Below are 17,415 nucleotides of genomic sequence, written 5' to 3' on the forward strand. Positions count from 1 at the left end.
TTATCAATAGGAAGACTCTTTTGCTTATAAAACCGATTTCATCTGTCACCAGTACAATAGCAAAGTCGTTGCTGTCTATATTGCTGTTATCGGTTGCTACAACTGGGTTTGCCATCTTTACTTTAGCGTCGAGTTTGAATGATGCAGAAGCAATAAACGTGGCCGGTTCTATGCGTATGCAGAGTTATCGTTTGGCGCATGATATTCAAATAGAATCAGTCGATTATGACGCGCACATTTATGAATTTGAAAAGTCTCTGTATTCGCCCTCTATGACTGAACTCGTCAGTTGGGAAGTTCCGACAGATATTACAGAAGATTACTATCTAATCATTGGCCGTTGGCATGAACTTAAGCGAGTGTTGAATAGCGAGGATCGCCAACATTATTTAGTGTTGGTTGAAAATTTTGTAAATGAAATCGACCACTTCGTTTTCAAACTTCAGGAATTTTCAGAGAATAAGCTGATTAAATTGGCGTGGGCTGGTGGTATTGGTTTAGGTGGCATTCTCGTCATATCTCTTTTTGTTGTTCACTTTGTACGTAAACAAGTTGTTAAACCTCTCCATGCGTTAGTTGGTGCGAGTCAGAGGATAAAAAATAGCGACTTCAAAGTTGAATTAAAGGTTACCAGTAACAATGAGCTGGGTATTTTGACTAAAACCTTCAACTCAATGGCCAAAGATTTGGGTGTGCTTTATCGAAACCTTGAAGATGTCGTTGATGCCAAGACGATTGAATTGCAAAACGCTAACCAATCACTTCAAGCGCTGTACTACTCTTCACAAGAGCTCACGGTAACGCGGATTGCACCTGATAACTTTCGGGCGATTCTACAGCACTTAGTCAGCCTAGAAGGGATAGAGTCACTAAGGTTAGAGGTTGTTGATAACTCCGGTCGTTCATTAATTATGGATGAAGGTTACGACTCGAACTTAGATTATGAAAAGTTTGAGATGAAGTTGGATGATAATGAACTCATTTTGGGTTACCTGTATTGCTCATATCATCATGGACACTCAACAAAAACGTTAATAGAGAGCTTTATTCAACTGTTATCGAGAGCAATCTATTATAATCGCGCGCAAAAGAAAGCTGAGCAGCTTATTATTATGGAAGAGCGTGCGACAATTGCCCGAGAGCTGCATGATTCATTGGCTCAGTCACTTTCGTATCTGAAAATCCAAGTGACTTTATTGAAGCGTGTGATTGGTAAATTACCAGAGCAAAAACATCGCGAACAATCAGAGCAAATTGCTTCAGAGATAGGTAACGGCTTGGCCGATGCTTATACTCAGTTAAGAGAGTTGCTCACTACATTTAGGTTATCCATTAAAGAGGGTAACTTCGGAGATGCATTGAGCACTATGCTCGAGCAACTCAGTGAAAGAACGGATGCCAAGATTAACTTAACCAATAATCTGTCATCGATTGAGATCGATGCACACAGCCAAGTTCACTTGCTTCAATTGATTCGTGAAGCAACAATAAACGCAATAAAACACGCCAGTGCCGACTTGATAGATGTATGCTGTATCGACGAAGATGGTGAAGTATTAGTCGTGATCAAAGATAATGGAGATGGCTTTGACCCTGGTAGTTCGAGAATGAACCACTATGGGATGAGCATTATGCAGGAGCGTGCGGCAAGACTGAATGGCGACTTAACGATTGAAGCGGCTCAAGGCGAAGGCTGTACAGTCATATTGAAATATAAAAGTTTGAAGGAAGTTAAAGTTGACTATTTGTAAAGTAATGCTGGTTGATGATCATCCACTGATGCGCCGAGGTATAAGCCAATTACTGAGCTTTGAAGATGAATTCGAAGTGATTGCCGAAGCGAGTAATGGCACTGAAGCGGTCGCCCTTGCTCACGAAGAAGAACCTGATTTGATCCTTCTAGATCTTAATATGAAAGGGATGTCTGGCTTAGATACCCTAAAAGCACTTCGTACCGATGGTTCAAACGCTAACATTGTTATCTTAACCGTATCGGATAGCCCAGCAGACATCGAAGCTATCGTAAAAGCGGGCGCTGATGGTTACTTGTTGAAAGACACCGAACCCGACGAACTTATTGAATTGCTTAAGCAAGCACACGGCGGCGATAAAGCCTACAGCAGTGTCGTTTCTCGTTACCTAAACGACGCAGACAGTCGTAATGACATTTTTGACCAACTGACGGAACGCGAAACTCAGATCCTTCAAGAAGTTGCGAAAGGGTACAGGAACAAGCAAATTGCTGATCATCTGTTTATCTCTGAATCGACAGTTAAGGTACATATGAAAAGCTTACTGAAGAAACTACAAGTGCCTTCGCGTACGGCGGCAACGGTTCTGTACCTAGAACGCTATGGTGATATGAAGTAGGGCTTGTTCTTTTGAAATAAAACTATTTCAAGCCGTACTGTTAGTTGTAAATGTTAGGGGCAAATACGTGAGCTTTTAACGATAGTTTCTTGTGATAACTTTTAATTTAGCATCTAAATAGCCCCTAATGATTTTGAACATATGACATTAAAAAGGCGCTGAACTTATTAAGTTCAGCGCTTTTTTGTTAGGGCATTTTATATCTCAATTATCATGTCTGCTTTACTGACAATTAAGCCGCCATTGGAACCAATACAAGCGTACCGAAGATAACTGTGATAAGACCACAGATTACAGGGACAGAAGTACGTTTTACTACTTCAAATGGGCTGATTTTACCCATACCAGAAGTCGCTACAATTACACCTGATACTGGCGAGATGGTACGACCTAGGTTCGATGCTTGAAGCATTGGGATGATTAGGAATGCTGGGTTCAAGCCCATTTTCGCTGCCAGTGAAGGAGCGAGTTCTACGAATGCATAGAATGGTGCGTTACCAGAACCTGTCGCGATAGCAGCCGCAACCGTTAAACCCGTCAGGAGAAGCATCAGAGCGATACCGCCTGCGCCTGCCGATTCAGCAAGACCGATTAGGTTATCAATCGCACCGATAGACATTAGACCCTGAGCAAATACGCCCGCCGCAACCAACAGCATTACCACGCCTTTGAATGCTTCTGCCATGCCTTGGTAGCAAGAGTCTAGATCTTCTAGCGTCTTTTCGCCGTCGAACTTCTTCACAACGTAATCGATGATAGCACCAACGAAGATAGAGCCCACTACGATGGTGTAGATATCAAGTGAAAGGCCTGGAATCGTACGGCCGTTAAATAGGAACACACCGATGATAGGTAGGAATGGCAGTGCAGCGTAGAAAGCGGGAGCCGTTGTTTCAATGTCAGAGACATCTACTTTTTCCATTGGTGTGTTTTCTTTTTTATCCAGATACTTGTTCCAGAAGAAAGCGGCTGCAGCCATTACGATGATTGCACAAATAGAAACAGGAAGTACCGTTTGAACGGCAAACACATCAAGAGACATTCCTGATTTTTCAGCTGCAATAACCACGTCACCAGATGTTGGTGAAAGGATGATTGCTGCAGGTGAAGCACAAACCGCGACAGCAGCCGGGCGAGAAATACCCATTGCCGTCATCATCGGGAATAGGGTCGCCATCAATAGAACACCAAGGCCTGTTGCAGAACTTACTGCTAGAGACATTAGACACGCTACGATGTAAGCCGCCACAAGAAGTACATAAGGAGACTTGATCGCTGCAAGTGGTTTAGAAAATTGCTTTACTACTACGTTGTTCGCACCGATGTGAGTCATGTATGAAGCGAAACCACACAGAAGCATGATTTGCATACCTAGGCCGCCCCCGCGGTATTGAAGCATGTACTTAACGAATTCTAGTGAGTCGGTAACCATGTTACCTGTTGAAGCTACCTTAGCCGGTAAAACTGTGTGACCAATCAGGCCAGTAATAAGAAGTAGGGCAAGGCCAGCAGTTAATAATACCCCCGCTGCTTTATAGCCTTTCACAATGAAGTAACCAACAGCGATAGTAATCACTAATCCGATCAAGAGCTCTAACATAGAAATATCCACAAAGTTTAAAAAAATATAAGAAAGTGTTTCAGAGTATGACAATGAATGTACAGAAAACTGCAGTGTGGCACGAGGCATAGTTGAGGTTGATATGATCTAAGACAAACATTTTTTACGATGTTAATTGTGGTTGTAAATCATGCATAACTACTGTTGTTTAGATGTTAATAAACCAATCATATTGTTCGCTAGAATATAGCTTGGGTCACTTTTTGTGCGAGGTGCATATCAAGGGTTTGATTTATAAATTTATGATTTTTCTAGCTTAGTGGAGTAAACCAAATAAAAAGGGCTGTTTCTTACATTCTAGGTGGGTGCTTTACCTTAGAGGAGAGTGTTTTTTGGTTCTGTCGCAAATTTTGATAAAGACGTGGCAGAGCTATTCTCCAGGCGCAATTACCCTGCGAGTGCATAAAATTGCTCGTAGCCAGTTTCTCCAACTACCTCTACCTGACCACGCTTCAACATCATCCATGCGCCACAAACCAGATACCCGCTTCTTTTTGATTCTGGCTTTATGTTCCAGAATCGGTGCAAATTTGATGCCCCAGCGGTTAATGGTAGCGTGATCCACATTTACACCACGCTCTCTCTGGATTTCTTCAATCTCGCGATAACTAATTGTGTAAGCGAGGTAATAGCGAACGGTTTCGAGAATAACTTATGAGGGAAAGTGGCAGCCTTTAAACATTAGAATTTGGGTGTTGAGTCGGAATTGGGCAAACTTTAACCTATAAAACCGAACTTTGCGACAAAACCTTAAAAAACCCTCATAGCAATATGAGGGCTTCTTAGATCTCAATTGATTGGCTTAGTTACTGAAGTCCGCTTTCACCCAGACCATACGGTGATCTGAAGAGACATCCTTTCCGTTACCATAGTCGCCAATGCGAGTGTCGTTGAACAGCTTACGTCCTTCTTCATATGAAGCAGCCCAATACACACCAGAATCAACAATGTTTAATGAAGCTGACGGCAGAGCGTAATCAACAGCAAGCCCAAACGTCGAAGTGATACGGTTTGGTTGTGGGTGAGGTGATGAATTATCTACCCCATGTTCAGCGGCACCATAACTAGTAGGGTATAGACTGCCGCTGGTGACTTCTTGGTTAACTAATGAGTCGTTATGCAAGACTTGCATCACCGAGCTAATTCCATCGCCATCAACTGGATCTAGGTTTTGGTCACCCATTATAACAAAGTGCTTGCCTTGTTCTAGGCCGCCCATTTTTCCAGAGTCATCATAGAAGAACGACTTGTTCTGAATGTATTGGTGCCAGAAGTCGACCTCTGCTGCGTTTTGTTTGATGTTTTTACCTAAATCAAAAGCGGGTGGAGTAGGGTGTGACATGAGTAAGTGTACGGTTTCTTTACCATCTTTAGTAGGAATGAGGATTGGTGCATCAACGTGGTTCTTTGAAGATAAACGAACTTCTGCCCATTCTTCTGCCTTGTACCACTCATCGCCGCAAAACATACCCGTTGGGAACTTACTAGCATCGTCGCAAACAGTGATTGTTGGAATAGTGGCACCTTCAAGATCTTTCCATTTGAACTCTTGGAATGTACGCGTGTTAGCGGTGTCGATTTCGTATTTAGACATTAGAGCAAACGCGTACTGACCATGATAAAAACCGAAGCCCCAAGCGTCACCGGGAAGTGTTCCAAAATCACTGTCCTTGTCTAAATCAAAACCAAATTCGTTCAGCAAACCTGTATTGGTCGAGTAACTTTCAAAAAATGGGTATGAGATTGGATCTAGGTTCGCGTCTCCACCTGCACCTTCAATACTTTGAGCGACAGAAAGATAATTTTTCTGGAAGCCTTCGAGCGCTGATTTATCAGTACCTGTTCCGTCGTTGTTAAACTCAGCCATCATAAGCACATCAGGACGATTCTTTTGAATCACGGCTGCGACGTTGCGGATCTGAATAACTTTCGCTGCTGTTTCTTTGTCAACGGCACTGATTGTATTATCCAGATAATCGGACACCAACGTTGCTTGAGCGCTTGGTTCAATCTGCATTTCCGTTACAAGGTCTTGGAAGGTGGCACGATCAAAAGATAAGTTATAAGTCGCGATCTTTACTTCTTCAGGTTGAACGTAATCTGTGTCACTGCTGCAACCAATCAAGAGTGCAGAAGAGATGGCGAAAGCGATAGATGTTTTTAACAATTTCATAAAATGGATCCGCTAATTGCTGAAAGGAATTTTGGACGCGCATGTTATGAGATGGATAGCATTCTGTAAGTGATATTTGTCACATGTAAGGTTCTAGAGTGACACCTTGTTGCATTGAAAATGTGATATTTGGAACTAGTGTCTGTAATTAGAATAAAGACCTAAAATTCAGAAATTTAATTAGAATTGTGAATTAAAAAAGCCCTCATAGCAATATGAGGGCTTTCGCATAAAAAGCGAGCTGCTTTGTTATTTGGGTGTCAAGTGTATTGCTCTACCTTAAGCGTATTGTTCCACTGTCATTGCCCAATTTTTCTTCTGCTGTTCAAAATTCATTTTGATTTGCTGATAACGAACTTTTAGTACTGAGTGTTCGTACTTCTTCACAACGTCTTCACGTTTACTTTCAAGTTGCTGTTTTTTGACTTCGTAGTATTCGTTCATGTTTGATACTAGAGAATCGAACTCTTGTTGAAGCTTGTCAGCGATTTGCTGCTTGTCGGCACGGTGCTGGATTTTCTGCTGAGTGCGTTTCAGTAGCATTGTCGCTTCGGCTTTTTCAATACGAGCTTGGGGGGGGTTCTTAAGCTTACTTGCTAGGCCCATCAATGAAGCACTCTTAATCAGCCATTTCGTTGGATCGTATTGCCACCAGTAAATGCCATTACGGTAGTCGTTCTCAAAGATGTGGTGGAAGTTGTGGTAGCCTTCTCCAAAAGTGAGTACTGCTAACACACCGTTATCACGCGCTGTGTTTTTGTCAGTGAAAGGTTGGCTACCCCAGATATGCGCAAGAGAATTAATAAAGAAGGTTGTGTGGTGGTTAAGTACCAAACGAACCGCACCTACGATTAACAACATACCGATCACATCGCCGTAAATCACGCCTAATGCGATAGGAACACCAATGTTCATGAGTAGCGCGAGCAGAACGTAGTGCTTGTGCTGCCACATCACAATCTTGTCTTTCTTCAGGTCGCGGCAGTTCTCGTAATCAGCATACATTGCTGCGTTGTAATTACGTATCATCCAACCAATGTGTGAATACCAGAAGCCACGTTTGGCTGAGTATGGGTCTTTGTCGTTGTTGTCGACATGCTTGTGATGCACACGGTGGTCAGAAGACCAGTGCAGCGCGCTGTTCTGGAGGGCAAATGCACCGCCCAAAGCAAACAGAAACCTTAGGCTTGAATGTGCTTCAAACGCTTTATGAGACCATAAGCGGTGATAACCTGTTGTGATAGACAGATTACAAAAAGTAAAACAGATCGCTAGCCATATCCAGTGCTCCATACCATAGCCAAAAAAGTAGCCATATACGGGAGCCGCAACAACAGCAAGCAGCATACTAGAAGAAAATACAAAAATATTGAGCCAGATTAATGGTGGCTTTTTTGTTGATGGTTTGTCAGCACTATTCATTAGCAAATTTCCATTGGGCTTGCATCTGTTCGCTAGAATATCAGCGTACACGTGTAAGTCAATATTGAAAGTGTAAACGTGTATTAGTATGTTTTGCTTAAATATTGTATAAAGGTAGGGTGAAATGTAGTGGCAAGTCATAAATGGAAGTACTAAGGGCTAATAAATGGAAATTAAGGTAGCTGAATATAAAGATTATGAGCGGATTGCCCAATTACACGCGGATAGCTGGAAGCTATATTACCGTGGCATTCTTGCTGATGATTACTTAGAAAATGATGTCTTGGAGGACAGATCTGTTATTTGGCAGACTCGTTTGATTAATCCTCCTTTTAACCAACATGTTTTATTGCTTGAAGAGGGTGGTTTACTGGTTGGTTTTGTCTGCGCGTTTGGTAATCACAACTTTGAACGTGGTACGTTCATTGATGCGTTACACGTAGACAATAATTACCGCGGTCGTGGCGTAGGCAAACGTCTTCTGTCTGAGTTATCGAAGTGGTTACAGCAATATTATTCGGATTCAGGGCTGTACCTAGAGGTGATGTCTGAGAACCACCAAGCCATTGCGTTTTATCAAGCGATTGGTGGCAAAGAAGAACTAGAGCAAGTTTGGAACGCACCATGTGGGAGCCAAGTGAACGAGAAGGTGATTTCTTGGGGTTCTCCAGATGAGCTTGAAAAAAAAACGGCGTGTGTTGTGTATTCTTAACCCGTATTTAAACATGCCTTATTTTTAACGAACTAACGTTAATTTAAGCGCGGTTAGAACGAATAAAGCCCCAGACTGAATAGGTCTGGGGCTTTCTCATTTTTAGGGCGTTATTGGGTTTCTACTCCGACCAAGAAATGCAGTTTCTTCCCTTCTTCTTCGACGAATAGAGAGCTTGATCGGCATCGTTGATGAGTTGTTCAACCGACCCTAAGGCTTGAGTCACATGCTTGACGCCAATAGATACTGTGACTTCAAATCGAAGCTGGGCTGGACAAATCAATAAGTCGTTTGCAAGCTGCTCAATGCTTACCTCACTTTCATTCTGAATAATAATCAAAAACTCTTCACCTCCGTATCTAAAGCAGGTGCTGTGTTCTGGCAACGCGTTTTGGATTGCCTCGGCTAATTCTTTTATGACTGTATCACCGGTCTGATGTCCGAAGGTGTCATTGATTGATTTAAAGTGGTCTACATCGATCATGATAGCGGTCATCGATAGCTGGCGGTCAATGTTCGGTTCAATAACTTGATGCAGATACAGTCGGTTATAGCACCCGGTGAGTGCATCTTGATAAGAGAGAGCTTCAAACAGGTTAGATTGCTTACGTAGCTGGATGGCTTGCTTACGAAGCTGTTCGGATTGATTAAAGCGTTTATGTACTTCGAAATTTCGTCTTAAACAAGAGGCTGCAATAAGAATATAAGCTGAAGCGTATACGGAAATCGTTTCCATTTCGTGACTAGGCTCTGCTGCGTATAGTGATGGTGCTAAGCCGACGAGATAGCATAAGAAAATAATGGTCAGTGCGCTTAAACTATATCGAGCGGACATTCTAGAAAATGTCCCCACATAGATCATCACTAGGATGATGCCACCTTGATAATCCAAGTTCCCAAAATCAATGGCAATACGACCAACATAGATGAGAAATAGGGCACTGATGACGAGAAGGCAAGCTTCGAGCTGTTGTAAGTGGTTAGGTTTATGTTTAATACAGTAAGCTGCAACGAATATCATGATGACGAAAAGTACCATTCTCAACACTACCGGGAAAATGCATTGCGCACCGAAATTGATGTAATCGGAGATAATGAAAGTAAAGAATATGGTTATAGGTACGTAGATGAATTTTACGTACGGTAGATAGATTTCATTGTCGAAATAAGTCTTAAATCGTTGGTTTTGAAATCCGGGGTATGAACGCATTGGAGGTAAATCGCTACTGTGTCACAATAATTTGGAGCAAGTATGTCTACGTCGATACTGGTTGTAAATGCGAGTTTTTATTTATGTGACAATATGTTAGTTCTATCATCATAGGTGTGCAGTTTTTATGCTCACGCTCTAACTTTTCGTGGTTAGAGCGTGAATATCTTATAATTTCAAAGACGTTAGCGCTTGTTTTTCAAGTAACGTTTACGACGCTCTTCTTTCTTCTTAATCTGCTGTTCAGCTTTCAATACCGCCGCTTCTTCAACTTCGACTAGCTCTTTAGTAATCATCTCTGGTAGCTCTAGCGTTATTTTACCTAAAGTACCGTTGCGAAGCTCATGAAGAAGGATTTCAGAACATTTGTGGATGTCTATATGACCGCCTGCACGAAGTGCACCGCGCTTACGGCCAATGGCTTCCATCAATTCGATGTCAGACTCTGGCAGCTCTTCAATTTGGTAGCGTTCTTTCAACAGGTGAGGGTACTGCTTAGCTAAGTACTCGACTGTGTAGAATGCTACTTCGTCGTATTCCATTGCTGTATCTTTCACCGCGCCGGTAGCGGCTAGGCGGAAACCACTGTGTGGGTTTTCTACTTTAGGCCAAAGGATCCCAGGCGTGTCTGAAAGGATCACGCCGTTTTGCAGATTGATACGTTGTTGACGACGAGTTACCGCAGGTTGGTTACCCGTTACCGCAATCGTACGTCCAGCCAAGCAGTTGATGATGGTCGATTTACCCACGTTAGGGATACCCATGATCATCGTTCGAATGTTCTTACCCATCTGTTCACGGTGCGGCGCTAATTTACGTACTAGCTCCATAACGTGGTTAACTTCTTCTTTAGCGCAGGTGGTAATTGCAATCGCTTTAACGCCTTGCTCTTTCTCGAGGTGCTCAATCCAACGCTCAGTGAGCTCAGGATCCGCAAGGTCGCGCTTGTTCAGTACTTTTACACAAGGCTTATCGCCGCGCAGTGAAGAGATCATTGGGTTTTCACTACTGAACGGGATACGAGCGTCCAGTACTTCAATGATCACATCAACCTGTGGGATAACTTCTTCGATTTCTTTGCGGGCTTTATGCATGTGGCCTGGAAACCATTGTATTGTATTATTAACCATTTGAAATTCCTAGTTTTTATTTTGTGATAGCTCGCAGTGGTATACATGGGGGTATACATTGTATACCCTTTCAACTTGAAGATGCAGGTATCAGTACCTGAAAATTATCTGTAATTCTGGATACAAGTGAGCCTGCAACTTCTGGTAACGCCACATCGAAAAACTTTTTGATAGCAGAGGTGAATGCTGTTTTGGAGGGAAAATAGACATTGTTCCTCACATGCTCATTCATTACTTTCCAAAGCCGCTCTATTGGATTTAAGTTTGGGCTGTATGGGGGTAAGTAATGAAGCTCTATATTGAGTACTTTTGCCGCATTCCTAACCATTTCTGACCGATGGTAGGCTGCACCATCAAGCACAATATGCACGGTTTGCTCTAGTGGATAATGCTCTTTCTTGAGTTTCCAAAAGAAGCGAACAATACTCTCGCTATCTATCGTTTCATAAGTATCTGTGATCGTTGCGCTGATGTTTTTCAATGACAGAGCACCGATTAGATTCACTCGAGTGCGGCTACCTGTCGTTTCAATTAGCTTATCCTGTCCCTTACGGATCCAGCCACAGCTAAGTTTTGTTGATTGAGTTGTATGAACGGCGTCCATGAAAAGTACAGGCGCATCCTTGGGCTTAAGTACCTCGTTGTAATACTCGATAAATGCTTGCTGCTCTTCAGGCTTTAGTTTATGTGGTACACCTTTGGGCTTTTTGTATGCAAAACCGTGGTGATGTAACCACTTATTAATCCCAGAAACGGTGTAGCTCACACCGAATTCAGCTTCGACGTAAGTAACGATTTGACGCGTATGAAAATAGGTTTTCTCAGTCAAATGCTCGATGAGCTGCATCGTCTGAGTATCAGAAAGTAGACTCTGGCTCCCGCCATTCTCAGGTTTAAGTTTTTCAGATAGAGCATAATCACTAAGATGACGAGCAACTGTAGATTCATGGATACGAAGGGCTTGAGAGATCATAGGCGGGCTCCAACTTTCGGAAGCTAGCAAGACCGCTTTTATACGGTCGCATACTCGACGATCACGCTCAGTATTGTGCATCTGTTCGAGTTGTTGTTTTTGCTCAGGAGTTAGTACCATTTTCATGGTGAGTAGCATGATCCTGATTTCATTGAAAATCAAGCATCTTCAATGATCACGGGTATAATTACATTGAAAAGTAAGAAGTTTGCGAGTTTCCATTGGAGTACCAAACTGAAAATGATAATGAGCGGAGTATAAACCAATGCGTGAAGTAGAAAAAGAATGAATAAAAATATAACTGTTTGATCACGAGGAGCTATGAGGTGTTGTTGCACTTTATGCATAGTTGTCCACGTAACCTGTTTATTCCATTTTGAGATTGTAAGGTGGCTACACCCAAATCTGAAGCTTCACGAGAAACAATGTGACTATACTAATGGCTGATTTGGGCTATCTATTTTGGAAAATGCCCGTTGTTTGAATCGAAACACTTTGCCTAAGAAAACAGCCTGTATGCTTAGTCTATCGTAAGCGTCTTTAAATCGACTCATTCAATCCTTTTAATAAACGTCGTAACCTTTAACTTTTATCGTTAAAGGTACTCGAAAATGCCTCAGCATAGATCTCAGCAAGATTGGCTTCGCCTTGTTCAGAAGTATTACAATAGTGAGCAGTCTGCCGCTCAGTTTTGTTTAGAGCACAATCTTCATCCAAAAACATTTGATAACAACCGTCGCAAACTACACCACTTAGTCAACCTGCCTAAAAAACGAGAAGATTCACTTTCTGAATTCGTTGTTGTTGAAAAAATAGCCATACTAAATACCAAAACCGAGCAACTGCCTCCCTCTACGTTACCTACGGAATTACGCCTTGAAGCGGGAGCATGCTCTCTTCATGTACCTCGTGATGTAGCACCTCAGTGGCTCGGTCTTCTATTGAAGGAGCTTGCTGTTGTATGAAAATGTTCCCTGATATCTCTGTTATCTATCTCCACAAGGCGCCCGTCGATTTTAGAAAGGGCGTTAACGGCTTGAGCTTTATTGTTGAACAGAATATGAACCTTAATCCCTTCTCCGAAGCGCTATTCGTCTTCTGTAATCGCACGCGGGATAAGCTTAAAGTTCTCTACTGGCAGCGTAATGGCTTTTGCCTCTGGCAAAAGCGACTCGAAAAAGACAAGTTCGCTTGGCCAAGAAAAATGCCAGGGAAAACCCTCTCACTAACGGAAGAGCAGTGGCATTGGTTGCTTGATGGGCTCGATATTGAAAAAATGAAACCCCATCAAACATTGAATTACCAAAGTCTTAATTAAATTAAAAAATATTAGCGGATAAGGAACTTTCGCGGCTCTCTGCGATCTTCCTTATATGCCAAATACAAATAAAGAAGATGAGCTAGCGCTCTTACGTTCAAAAGTGACTGAGCTTGAATCTACGGTACTCACACTTCGCCAATCTCTAAGCGAGAGCGAATTAACCATCCAATCGCTGGTTGAAAAACTCAACCTAGCGCGGCGTAAGCGCTTTGGTAGCAGTAGTGAAACCCTGCCCCCTCAGGACTTAGAGTTCAATGAGGCGGAGACTCATGCCGATACGACAGGTGAAGAGGAAGCACCCGATAATCCGAATGATGACGCTTCGGAAGCGGAAAACACTTCATCCGAGACAAAACGTCGTGGTCGCCCAAAGCTTCCTGAAGACCTGCCACGAGAGCGAGTCGTGGTGGACAGTAAGCGTCTTTAAATCGACTCATTCAATCCTTTTAATAAACGTCGTAACCTTTAACTTTTATCGTTAAAGGTACTCGAAAATGTCTCAGCATAGATCTCAGCAAGAATGGCTACGCCTTGTTCAGAAGTATTATAATAGTGAGCAGTCTGCCGCTCAGTTTTGTTTAGAGCACAATCTTCATCCAAAAACATTTGATAACAACCGTCGCAAACTACACCACTTAGTCAACCTGCCTAAAAAACGAGAAGATTCACTTTCTGAATTCGTTGTTGTTGAAAAAATAGCCATACTAAATACCAAAACCGAGCAACTGCCTCCCTCTACGTTACCTACGGAATTAAGCCTTGAAGCGGGAGCATGCTCTCTTCATGTACCTCGTGATGTAGCACCTCAGTGGCTCGGTCTTCTATTGAAGGAGCTTGCTGTTGTATGAAAATGTTCCCTGATATCTCTGTTATCTATCTCCACAAGGCGCCCGTCGATTTTAGAAAGGGCATTAACGGCTTGAGCTTTATTGTTGAACAGAATATGAACCTTAATCCCTTCTCCGAAGCGCTATTCGTCTTCTGTAATCGCACGCGGGATAAGCTCAAAGTTCTCTACTGGCAGCGTAATGGCTTTTGCCTCTGGCAAAAGCGACTCGAAAAAGACAAGTTCGCTTGGCCAAGAAAAATGCCAGGGAAAACCCTCTCATTAACGGAAGAGCAGTGGCATTGGTTGCTTGATGGGCTCGATATTGAAAAAATGAAACCCCATCAAACATTGAATTACCAAAGTCTTAATTAAATTAAAAAATATTAGCGGATAAGGAACTTTCGCGGCTCTCTGCGATCTTCCTTATATGCCAAATACAAATAAAGAAGATGAGCTAGCGCTCTTACGTTCAAAAGTGACTGAGCTTGAATCTACGGTACTCACACTTCGCCAATCTCTAAGCGAGAGCGAATTAACCATCCAATCGCTGGTTGAAAAACTCAACCTAGCGCGGCGTAAACGCTTTGGTAGCACTAGTGAAACCCTGCCCCCTCAGGACTTAGAGTTCAATGAGGCGGAGACTCATGCCGATACGACAGGTGAAGAGGAAGCACCCGATAATCCGAATGATGACGCTTCGGAAGCGGAAAACACTTCATCCGAGACAAAACGTCGTGGTCGCCCAAAGCTTCCTGAAGACCTGCCACGAGAGCGAGTCGTGGTGGACATACCAGAATCAGAAAAAACCTGCTCGTGTTGTCAGTCGATACTCTGCAGGATGGGGCAAAGCACCAGTGAAAAACTGGTGTATATCCCGGCCAAGTTGTATGTCGAAGTCACTGAAAGACCCAAATACGTCTGTCGTCAATGTGACGCGTTAGGAGAGAAGGGTGTTGTTGCAATGGCTCCACCGCCAGCATCGATTATCCCGAAAAGCATCGCGACTCCCTCTTTGCTTGCGCAAATTATCACGAACAAATACCACTACGCCCTGCCTCTCTATCGTCAAGAATCGCTGTTCAGACAATATGGGCTAGCGCTCAGCCGAAAAACGATGAGTCAATGGATACTGCGTTGCGCCGATAAGGTAGAGCCGTTAATCGCCTTACTGAAAGAAACCCTCCTTGCACAAGATGTTCTGTTCGCGGACGAGACCACGTTGACCGTGCTCGATGACGAAAGAAAGAAAAGTTACATCTGGTTGTATGGGTGTGGTCCAGACCGGGGCGGTAATGCGCAATCTCCCGGTATCGTCTTGTTCGACTACCAGGAAGGGAGTCGGGGGCACCACTGCCCTGAATCGTACCTGTCAAACTACACTGGATACCTTCATGTTGATGGGTATAAAGCGTATGAAAAGACAGAAGCGAAGTTGGTGGGTTGCTGGGCTCATGCAAGACGTAAGTTCATAGAGGCAGAGCAGAGCCAACCAAAAGGCAAGCATGGAAAAGGGGGTAAAATCCAGTGGGCAGTGAGTTGGTTCCAAAAGCTCTATCGTGTTGAACAAGCACTCAAAGATAAGACGAGGGAAGAGCGATATGTTACCCGCCAGTCAAAGACTCAGTCTCTGCTCAATGAATTCAAGGCGTGGTTAGATAAATCGGTCACTCAGGTGCCCCCTAAAAGTAAATTGGGTGAGGCGATTAGCTACAGTCTCAATCAATGGTCGAAGCTAGTAAGAGTTATCGATGATGGCCGGTTAAGCATGGATAATAACCGAGCGGAACGTTCAGTACGTCCGTTCACGGTAGGACGGAACAACTGGTTGTTCTCAAAGACTCATAATGGAGCCCGCGCCAGTGCAGTGTTGTACAGTCTTATCGAAACCGCGAAGGCTAACGACTGTGAGCCGTATGAGTACCTCGAATACGTGTTACGAGAAATCCCGAAACTGAAGAGTGAGGATGACCATGGTCATCTTCTACCTTGGAACATGCCAAAGACGGAATAGTCCGCCCCTACAGAATACCGCTCAGAATGACAGATACCGCCTTAGTTGGCGGTATCTGCGTAGATATTAGAAAGTCAATGAGTCGGTTCGTAGACGCTTACAGTCTATCTGATTTGAGATTTGTTGCACTTATGGATCCTATACTGCTCGAATCGTCAATTTTTTACCAGAAAAGTCATGAATCTGATTGCTTTAGCATGTGTCAAAGAGATTATCCGAGTATGTTCAATTCCGTTCCAAGTCGTCTAAATAGGTAAGGTAAATAATAATATGCTTCCCTCTGGATCTTACCTGGTTACAAATAGAAATAAGTCTAATGTGCACTATAATTACAGGACGGGCTTAGATACTGAGGGCTCCCCACAACTAGCATAGAAGAATCATGTAGATGGCATGAAAAAGTAGGCAGATTCATTTTGATCGGCGATCATAGCATCAACTGAAAAGACATGACCCGACGAGCTCCATGAACCTATCCACCATCCTGAATACTTTTTTCTTAATGTCAGTGTTCTCCGCTATCAAAGATAAGAGACGTATCACAGCCGCTCTTGACTGTATCAATGCACTTAACGAGAAAGACACATTAACCTTGACCGGGCTTGGTCGAGGGATGAAAAATACCAAAACTAAGGTTAAGCACTGTATTAACAGGGTCTATCGCCTGCTAGGTAACCCACATCTACATCGTGAGCGTACCGGTGTTTATGCCTACATAACCGACTTCCTACTCAAAAATGTAAAGCACCCTATCATTATCGTTGATTGGTCACCGGTGAATCACGTGGACAAGCAAATCCTAAGAGCAACGATTCCCATTGGAGGCCGAGCCTTTACACTGTATGAAGAAGTTCACCCAGAGTGCAAACTTGGCTCGTTAGCTGTTCACAAAGCCTTCATTCGACGTTTAGCCACTATGGCTCCCAAAGGGGTTATTCCCATCGTCACCACTGATGCTGGGTTTAAAGTGCCTTGGTTCAAGCCTATTGAACAACAAGGCTGGTATTGGCTAGGTCGCGTACGAGGCAACAGCAAGCCTGGGGTAAATGACCGCTGGTGCAGTGCAGATGAACTCTTTGTTCAAGCGCAATATAAGCCCCAGCATTTGGGAACAGCAGAGTTAACTAAGCAGCATCAATACCCTTGTCAGGTATGTCTCTACAGAAAGAAGTCCAAGGGGCGTAAAGCTAAAAACTGGAGTGGTTCTCCCCAGAGAAATACGGTGAGCTTATCCCATGCCAAAGATGAAAGAGAGCCATGGTTGCTCGTCTCTAATCTGCCGGGAGAAACCTGGTTTGCAGAGCGTGTCGTAGCCCTATATACCCAACGGATGTCGATTGAAGAGGGCTTTCGGGATACTAAAAATGAACGTTATGGGTTGGCTCTTAACTTCAGTGGTAGTAAATGTCACAAGCGTATTGAGATCTTATTGATGATAGGCATGTTGACTCAATTTGCTTTGTTGATAGTAGGTAAAGTCGTTTATATCAAAGGTTACTACAAGGATTTTCAAGCAAATACCATTCGAACACGCCGGGTACTTTCCTAATTTTTTCTCGGTAAAGAGTTGATAGGAAGAGAAGCTTACTCATTTAGCGTGAAGGATCTGGCCTTAGCCGTAGGAGGCCTCAAAGCGATAAGTG

The 17,415-nt window shown here is 43.3% G+C and carries 15 protein-coding genes and 1 pseudogene; 10 read left to right on the plus strand and 6 right to left on the minus strand.

What is annotated here, in order from left to right; all coding sequences use genetic code 11:
• Positions 1-20 precede the first annotated feature (20 nt).
• Positions 21-1,751, plus strand: a complete 1,731-nt coding sequence (gene narQ, locus ACMAZD_RS21685; RefSeq protein ID WP_435249434.1) for a nitrate/nitrite two-component system sensor histidine kinase NarQ — start codon at positions 21-23, stop codon at positions 1,749-1,751.
• Positions 1,738-2,370 (plus strand): response regulator, encoded by a 633-nt coding sequence (locus ACMAZD_RS21690; protein ID WP_435249435.1) that lies wholly within the window; start codon positions 1,738-1,740, stop codon positions 2,368-2,370. Before narQ ends, ACMAZD_RS21690 begins: the two co-directional genes overlap by 14 nt.
• 232 nt (positions 2,371-2,602) lie before the next feature.
• Here ACMAZD_RS21690 and dcuC read toward each other — a convergent pair whose 3' ends face one another.
• The 3 genes from dcuC to ACMAZD_RS21705 form a co-directional block, all read right to left on the minus strand.
• Positions 2,603-3,970 carry an anaerobic C4-dicarboxylate transporter DcuC gene (gene dcuC, locus ACMAZD_RS21695; protein ID WP_435249436.1) on the minus strand — a complete coding sequence of 456 codons (1,368 nt, stop codon included), beginning with the start codon at positions 3,968-3,970 and terminating at the stop codon, positions 2,603-2,605.
• A gap of 823 nt (positions 3,971-4,793) precedes the next feature.
• Entirely contained in the window at positions 4,794-6,164 is a 1,371-nt protein-coding gene (locus ACMAZD_RS21700) for an endonuclease/exonuclease/phosphatase family protein (protein ID WP_435249437.1), read from the minus strand.
• Positions 6,165-6,443: 279 nt separating this feature from the next.
• The gene (locus ACMAZD_RS21705) at positions 6,444-7,586 is read right to left on the minus strand and encodes a fatty acid desaturase (protein ID WP_435249438.1); all 1,143 of its coding nucleotides are present in this window, start codon (positions 7,584-7,586) and stop codon (positions 6,444-6,446) included.
• Positions 7,587-7,752: 166 nt separating this feature from the next.
• Here ACMAZD_RS21705 and ACMAZD_RS21710 point away from each other — a divergent pair, with 166 nt between their 5' ends.
• Complete coding sequence (locus ACMAZD_RS21710) at positions 7,753-8,298, plus strand: GNAT family N-acetyltransferase (protein WP_435249439.1); 546 nt, start codon at positions 7,753-7,755, stop codon at positions 8,296-8,298.
• Between the two features lie 121 nt (positions 8,299-8,419).
• On the opposite strand, the gene ACMAZD_RS21715 is transcribed toward ACMAZD_RS21710, so the two are convergent.
• The 3 genes from ACMAZD_RS21715 to ACMAZD_RS21725 form a co-directional block, all read right to left on the minus strand.
• Positions 8,420-9,508 (minus strand): GGDEF domain-containing protein, encoded by a 1,089-nt coding sequence (locus ACMAZD_RS21715; RefSeq protein ID WP_435249440.1) that lies wholly within the window; start codon positions 9,506-9,508, stop codon positions 8,420-8,422.
• A 185-nt stretch (positions 9,509-9,693) separates the two neighbouring features.
• The gene (ylqF, locus tag ACMAZD_RS21720) at positions 9,694-10,638 is read right to left on the minus strand and encodes a ribosome biogenesis GTPase YlqF (RefSeq protein WP_435249441.1); all 945 of its coding nucleotides are present in this window, start codon (positions 10,636-10,638) and stop codon (positions 9,694-9,696) included.
• 70 nt (positions 10,639-10,708) lie between these two features.
• Positions 10,709-11,737 (minus strand): IS630 family transposase, encoded by a 1,029-nt coding sequence (locus ACMAZD_RS21725; RefSeq protein WP_435249442.1) that lies wholly within the window; start codon positions 11,735-11,737, stop codon positions 10,709-10,711.
• A gap of 485 nt (positions 11,738-12,222) precedes the next feature.
• Between ACMAZD_RS21725 and tnpA (ACMAZD_RS21730) the strand changes: the two genes are divergently transcribed.
• The 7 genes and pseudogenes from tnpA (ACMAZD_RS21730) (at position 12,223) to ACMAZD_RS21760 (ending at position 17,321) form a co-directional block, all read left to right on the plus strand.
• The gene (tnpA, locus tag ACMAZD_RS21730) at positions 12,223-12,576 is read left to right on the plus strand and encodes an IS66 family insertion sequence element accessory protein TnpA (protein WP_435249443.1); all 354 of its coding nucleotides are present in this window, start codon (positions 12,223-12,225) and stop codon (positions 12,574-12,576) included.
• Entirely contained in the window at positions 12,573-12,929 is a 357-nt protein-coding gene (tnpB, locus tag ACMAZD_RS21735; protein ID WP_435249444.1) for an IS66 family insertion sequence element accessory protein TnpB, read from the plus strand. Before tnpA (ACMAZD_RS21730) ends, tnpB (ACMAZD_RS21735) begins: the two co-directional genes overlap by 4 nt.
• A 55-nt stretch (positions 12,930-12,984) precedes the next feature.
• A pseudogene (locus ACMAZD_RS21740) lies at positions 12,985-13,344 on the plus strand (transposase domain-containing protein); the annotation flags it as partial.
• Between the two features lie 82 nt (positions 13,345-13,426).
• On the plus strand, positions 13,427-13,780 hold the full coding sequence (tnpA, locus tag ACMAZD_RS21745; protein WP_435249445.1) for an IS66 family insertion sequence element accessory protein TnpA: 354 nt from the start codon (positions 13,427-13,429) through the stop codon (positions 13,778-13,780).
• Entirely contained in the window at positions 13,777-14,133 is a 357-nt protein-coding gene (tnpB, locus tag ACMAZD_RS21750; RefSeq protein ID WP_102481560.1) for an IS66 family insertion sequence element accessory protein TnpB, read from the plus strand. Before tnpA (ACMAZD_RS21745) ends, tnpB (ACMAZD_RS21750) begins: the two co-directional genes overlap by 4 nt.
• A gap of 55 nt (positions 14,134-14,188) precedes the next feature.
• Positions 14,189-15,772, plus strand: coding sequence for an IS66 family transposase (gene tnpC / locus ACMAZD_RS21755; protein ID WP_435248587.1), 1,584 nt, complete (start codon positions 14,189-14,191; stop codon positions 15,770-15,772).
• Between the two features lie 466 nt (positions 15,773-16,238).
• Positions 16,239-17,321, plus strand: a complete 1,083-nt coding sequence (locus tag ACMAZD_RS21760) for an IS4 family transposase (RefSeq protein ID WP_435249446.1) — start codon at positions 16,239-16,241, stop codon at positions 17,319-17,321.
• The last annotated feature ends 94 nt before the right edge of the window (positions 17,322-17,415 follow it).

It is taken from the genome of Vibrio sp. nBUS_14 (assembly GCF_051201655.1).
Classification (GTDB): domain Bacteria; phylum Pseudomonadota; class Gammaproteobacteria; order Enterobacterales; family Vibrionaceae; genus Vibrio.

Bases quoted from the DNA above. Each gene is read 5' to 3' on its own strand.
- tnpB (WP_435249444.1), top strand. From the start codon at position 12,573: ATGAAAATGTTCCCTGATATCTCTGTTATCTATCTCCACAAGGCGCCC.
- tnpA (WP_435249445.1), top strand. From the start codon at position 13,427: ATGTCTCAGCATAGATCTCAGCAAGAATGGCTACGCCTTGTTCAGAAG.
- ylqF (WP_435249441.1), bottom strand. From the start codon at position 10,638: ATGGTTAATAATACAATACAATGGTTTCCAGGCCACATGCATAAAGCC.
- ACMAZD_RS21700 (WP_435249437.1), bottom strand. From the start codon at position 6,164: ATGAAATTGTTAAAAACATCTATCGCTTTCGCCATCTCTTCTGCACTC.
- dcuC (WP_435249436.1), bottom strand. From the start codon at position 3,970: ATGTTAGAGCTCTTGATCGGATTAGTGATTACTATCGCTGTTGGTTAC.
- ACMAZD_RS21725 (WP_435249442.1), bottom strand. From the start codon at position 11,737: ATGAAAATGGTACTAACTCCTGAGCAAAAACAACAACTCGAACAGATG.
- ACMAZD_RS21760 (WP_435249446.1), top strand. From the start codon at position 16,239: ATGAACCTATCCACCATCCTGAATACTTTTTTCTTAATGTCAGTGTTC.
- ACMAZD_RS21710 (WP_435249439.1), top strand. From the start codon at position 7,753: ATGGAAATTAAGGTAGCTGAATATAAAGATTATGAGCGGATTGCCCAA.
- tnpB (WP_102481560.1), top strand. From the start codon at position 13,777: ATGAAAATGTTCCCTGATATCTCTGTTATCTATCTCCACAAGGCGCCC.
- tnpA (WP_435249443.1), top strand. From the start codon at position 12,223: ATGCCTCAGCATAGATCTCAGCAAGATTGGCTTCGCCTTGTTCAGAAG.
- ACMAZD_RS21715 (WP_435249440.1), bottom strand. From the start codon at position 9,508: ATGCGTTCATACCCCGGATTTCAAAACCAACGATTTAAGACTTATTTC.
- tnpC (WP_435248587.1), top strand. From the start codon at position 14,189: ATGCCAAATACAAATAAAGAAGATGAGCTAGCGCTCTTACGTTCAAAA.
- ACMAZD_RS21705 (WP_435249438.1), bottom strand. From the start codon at position 7,586: ATGAATAGTGCTGACAAACCATCAACAAAAAAGCCACCATTAATCTGG.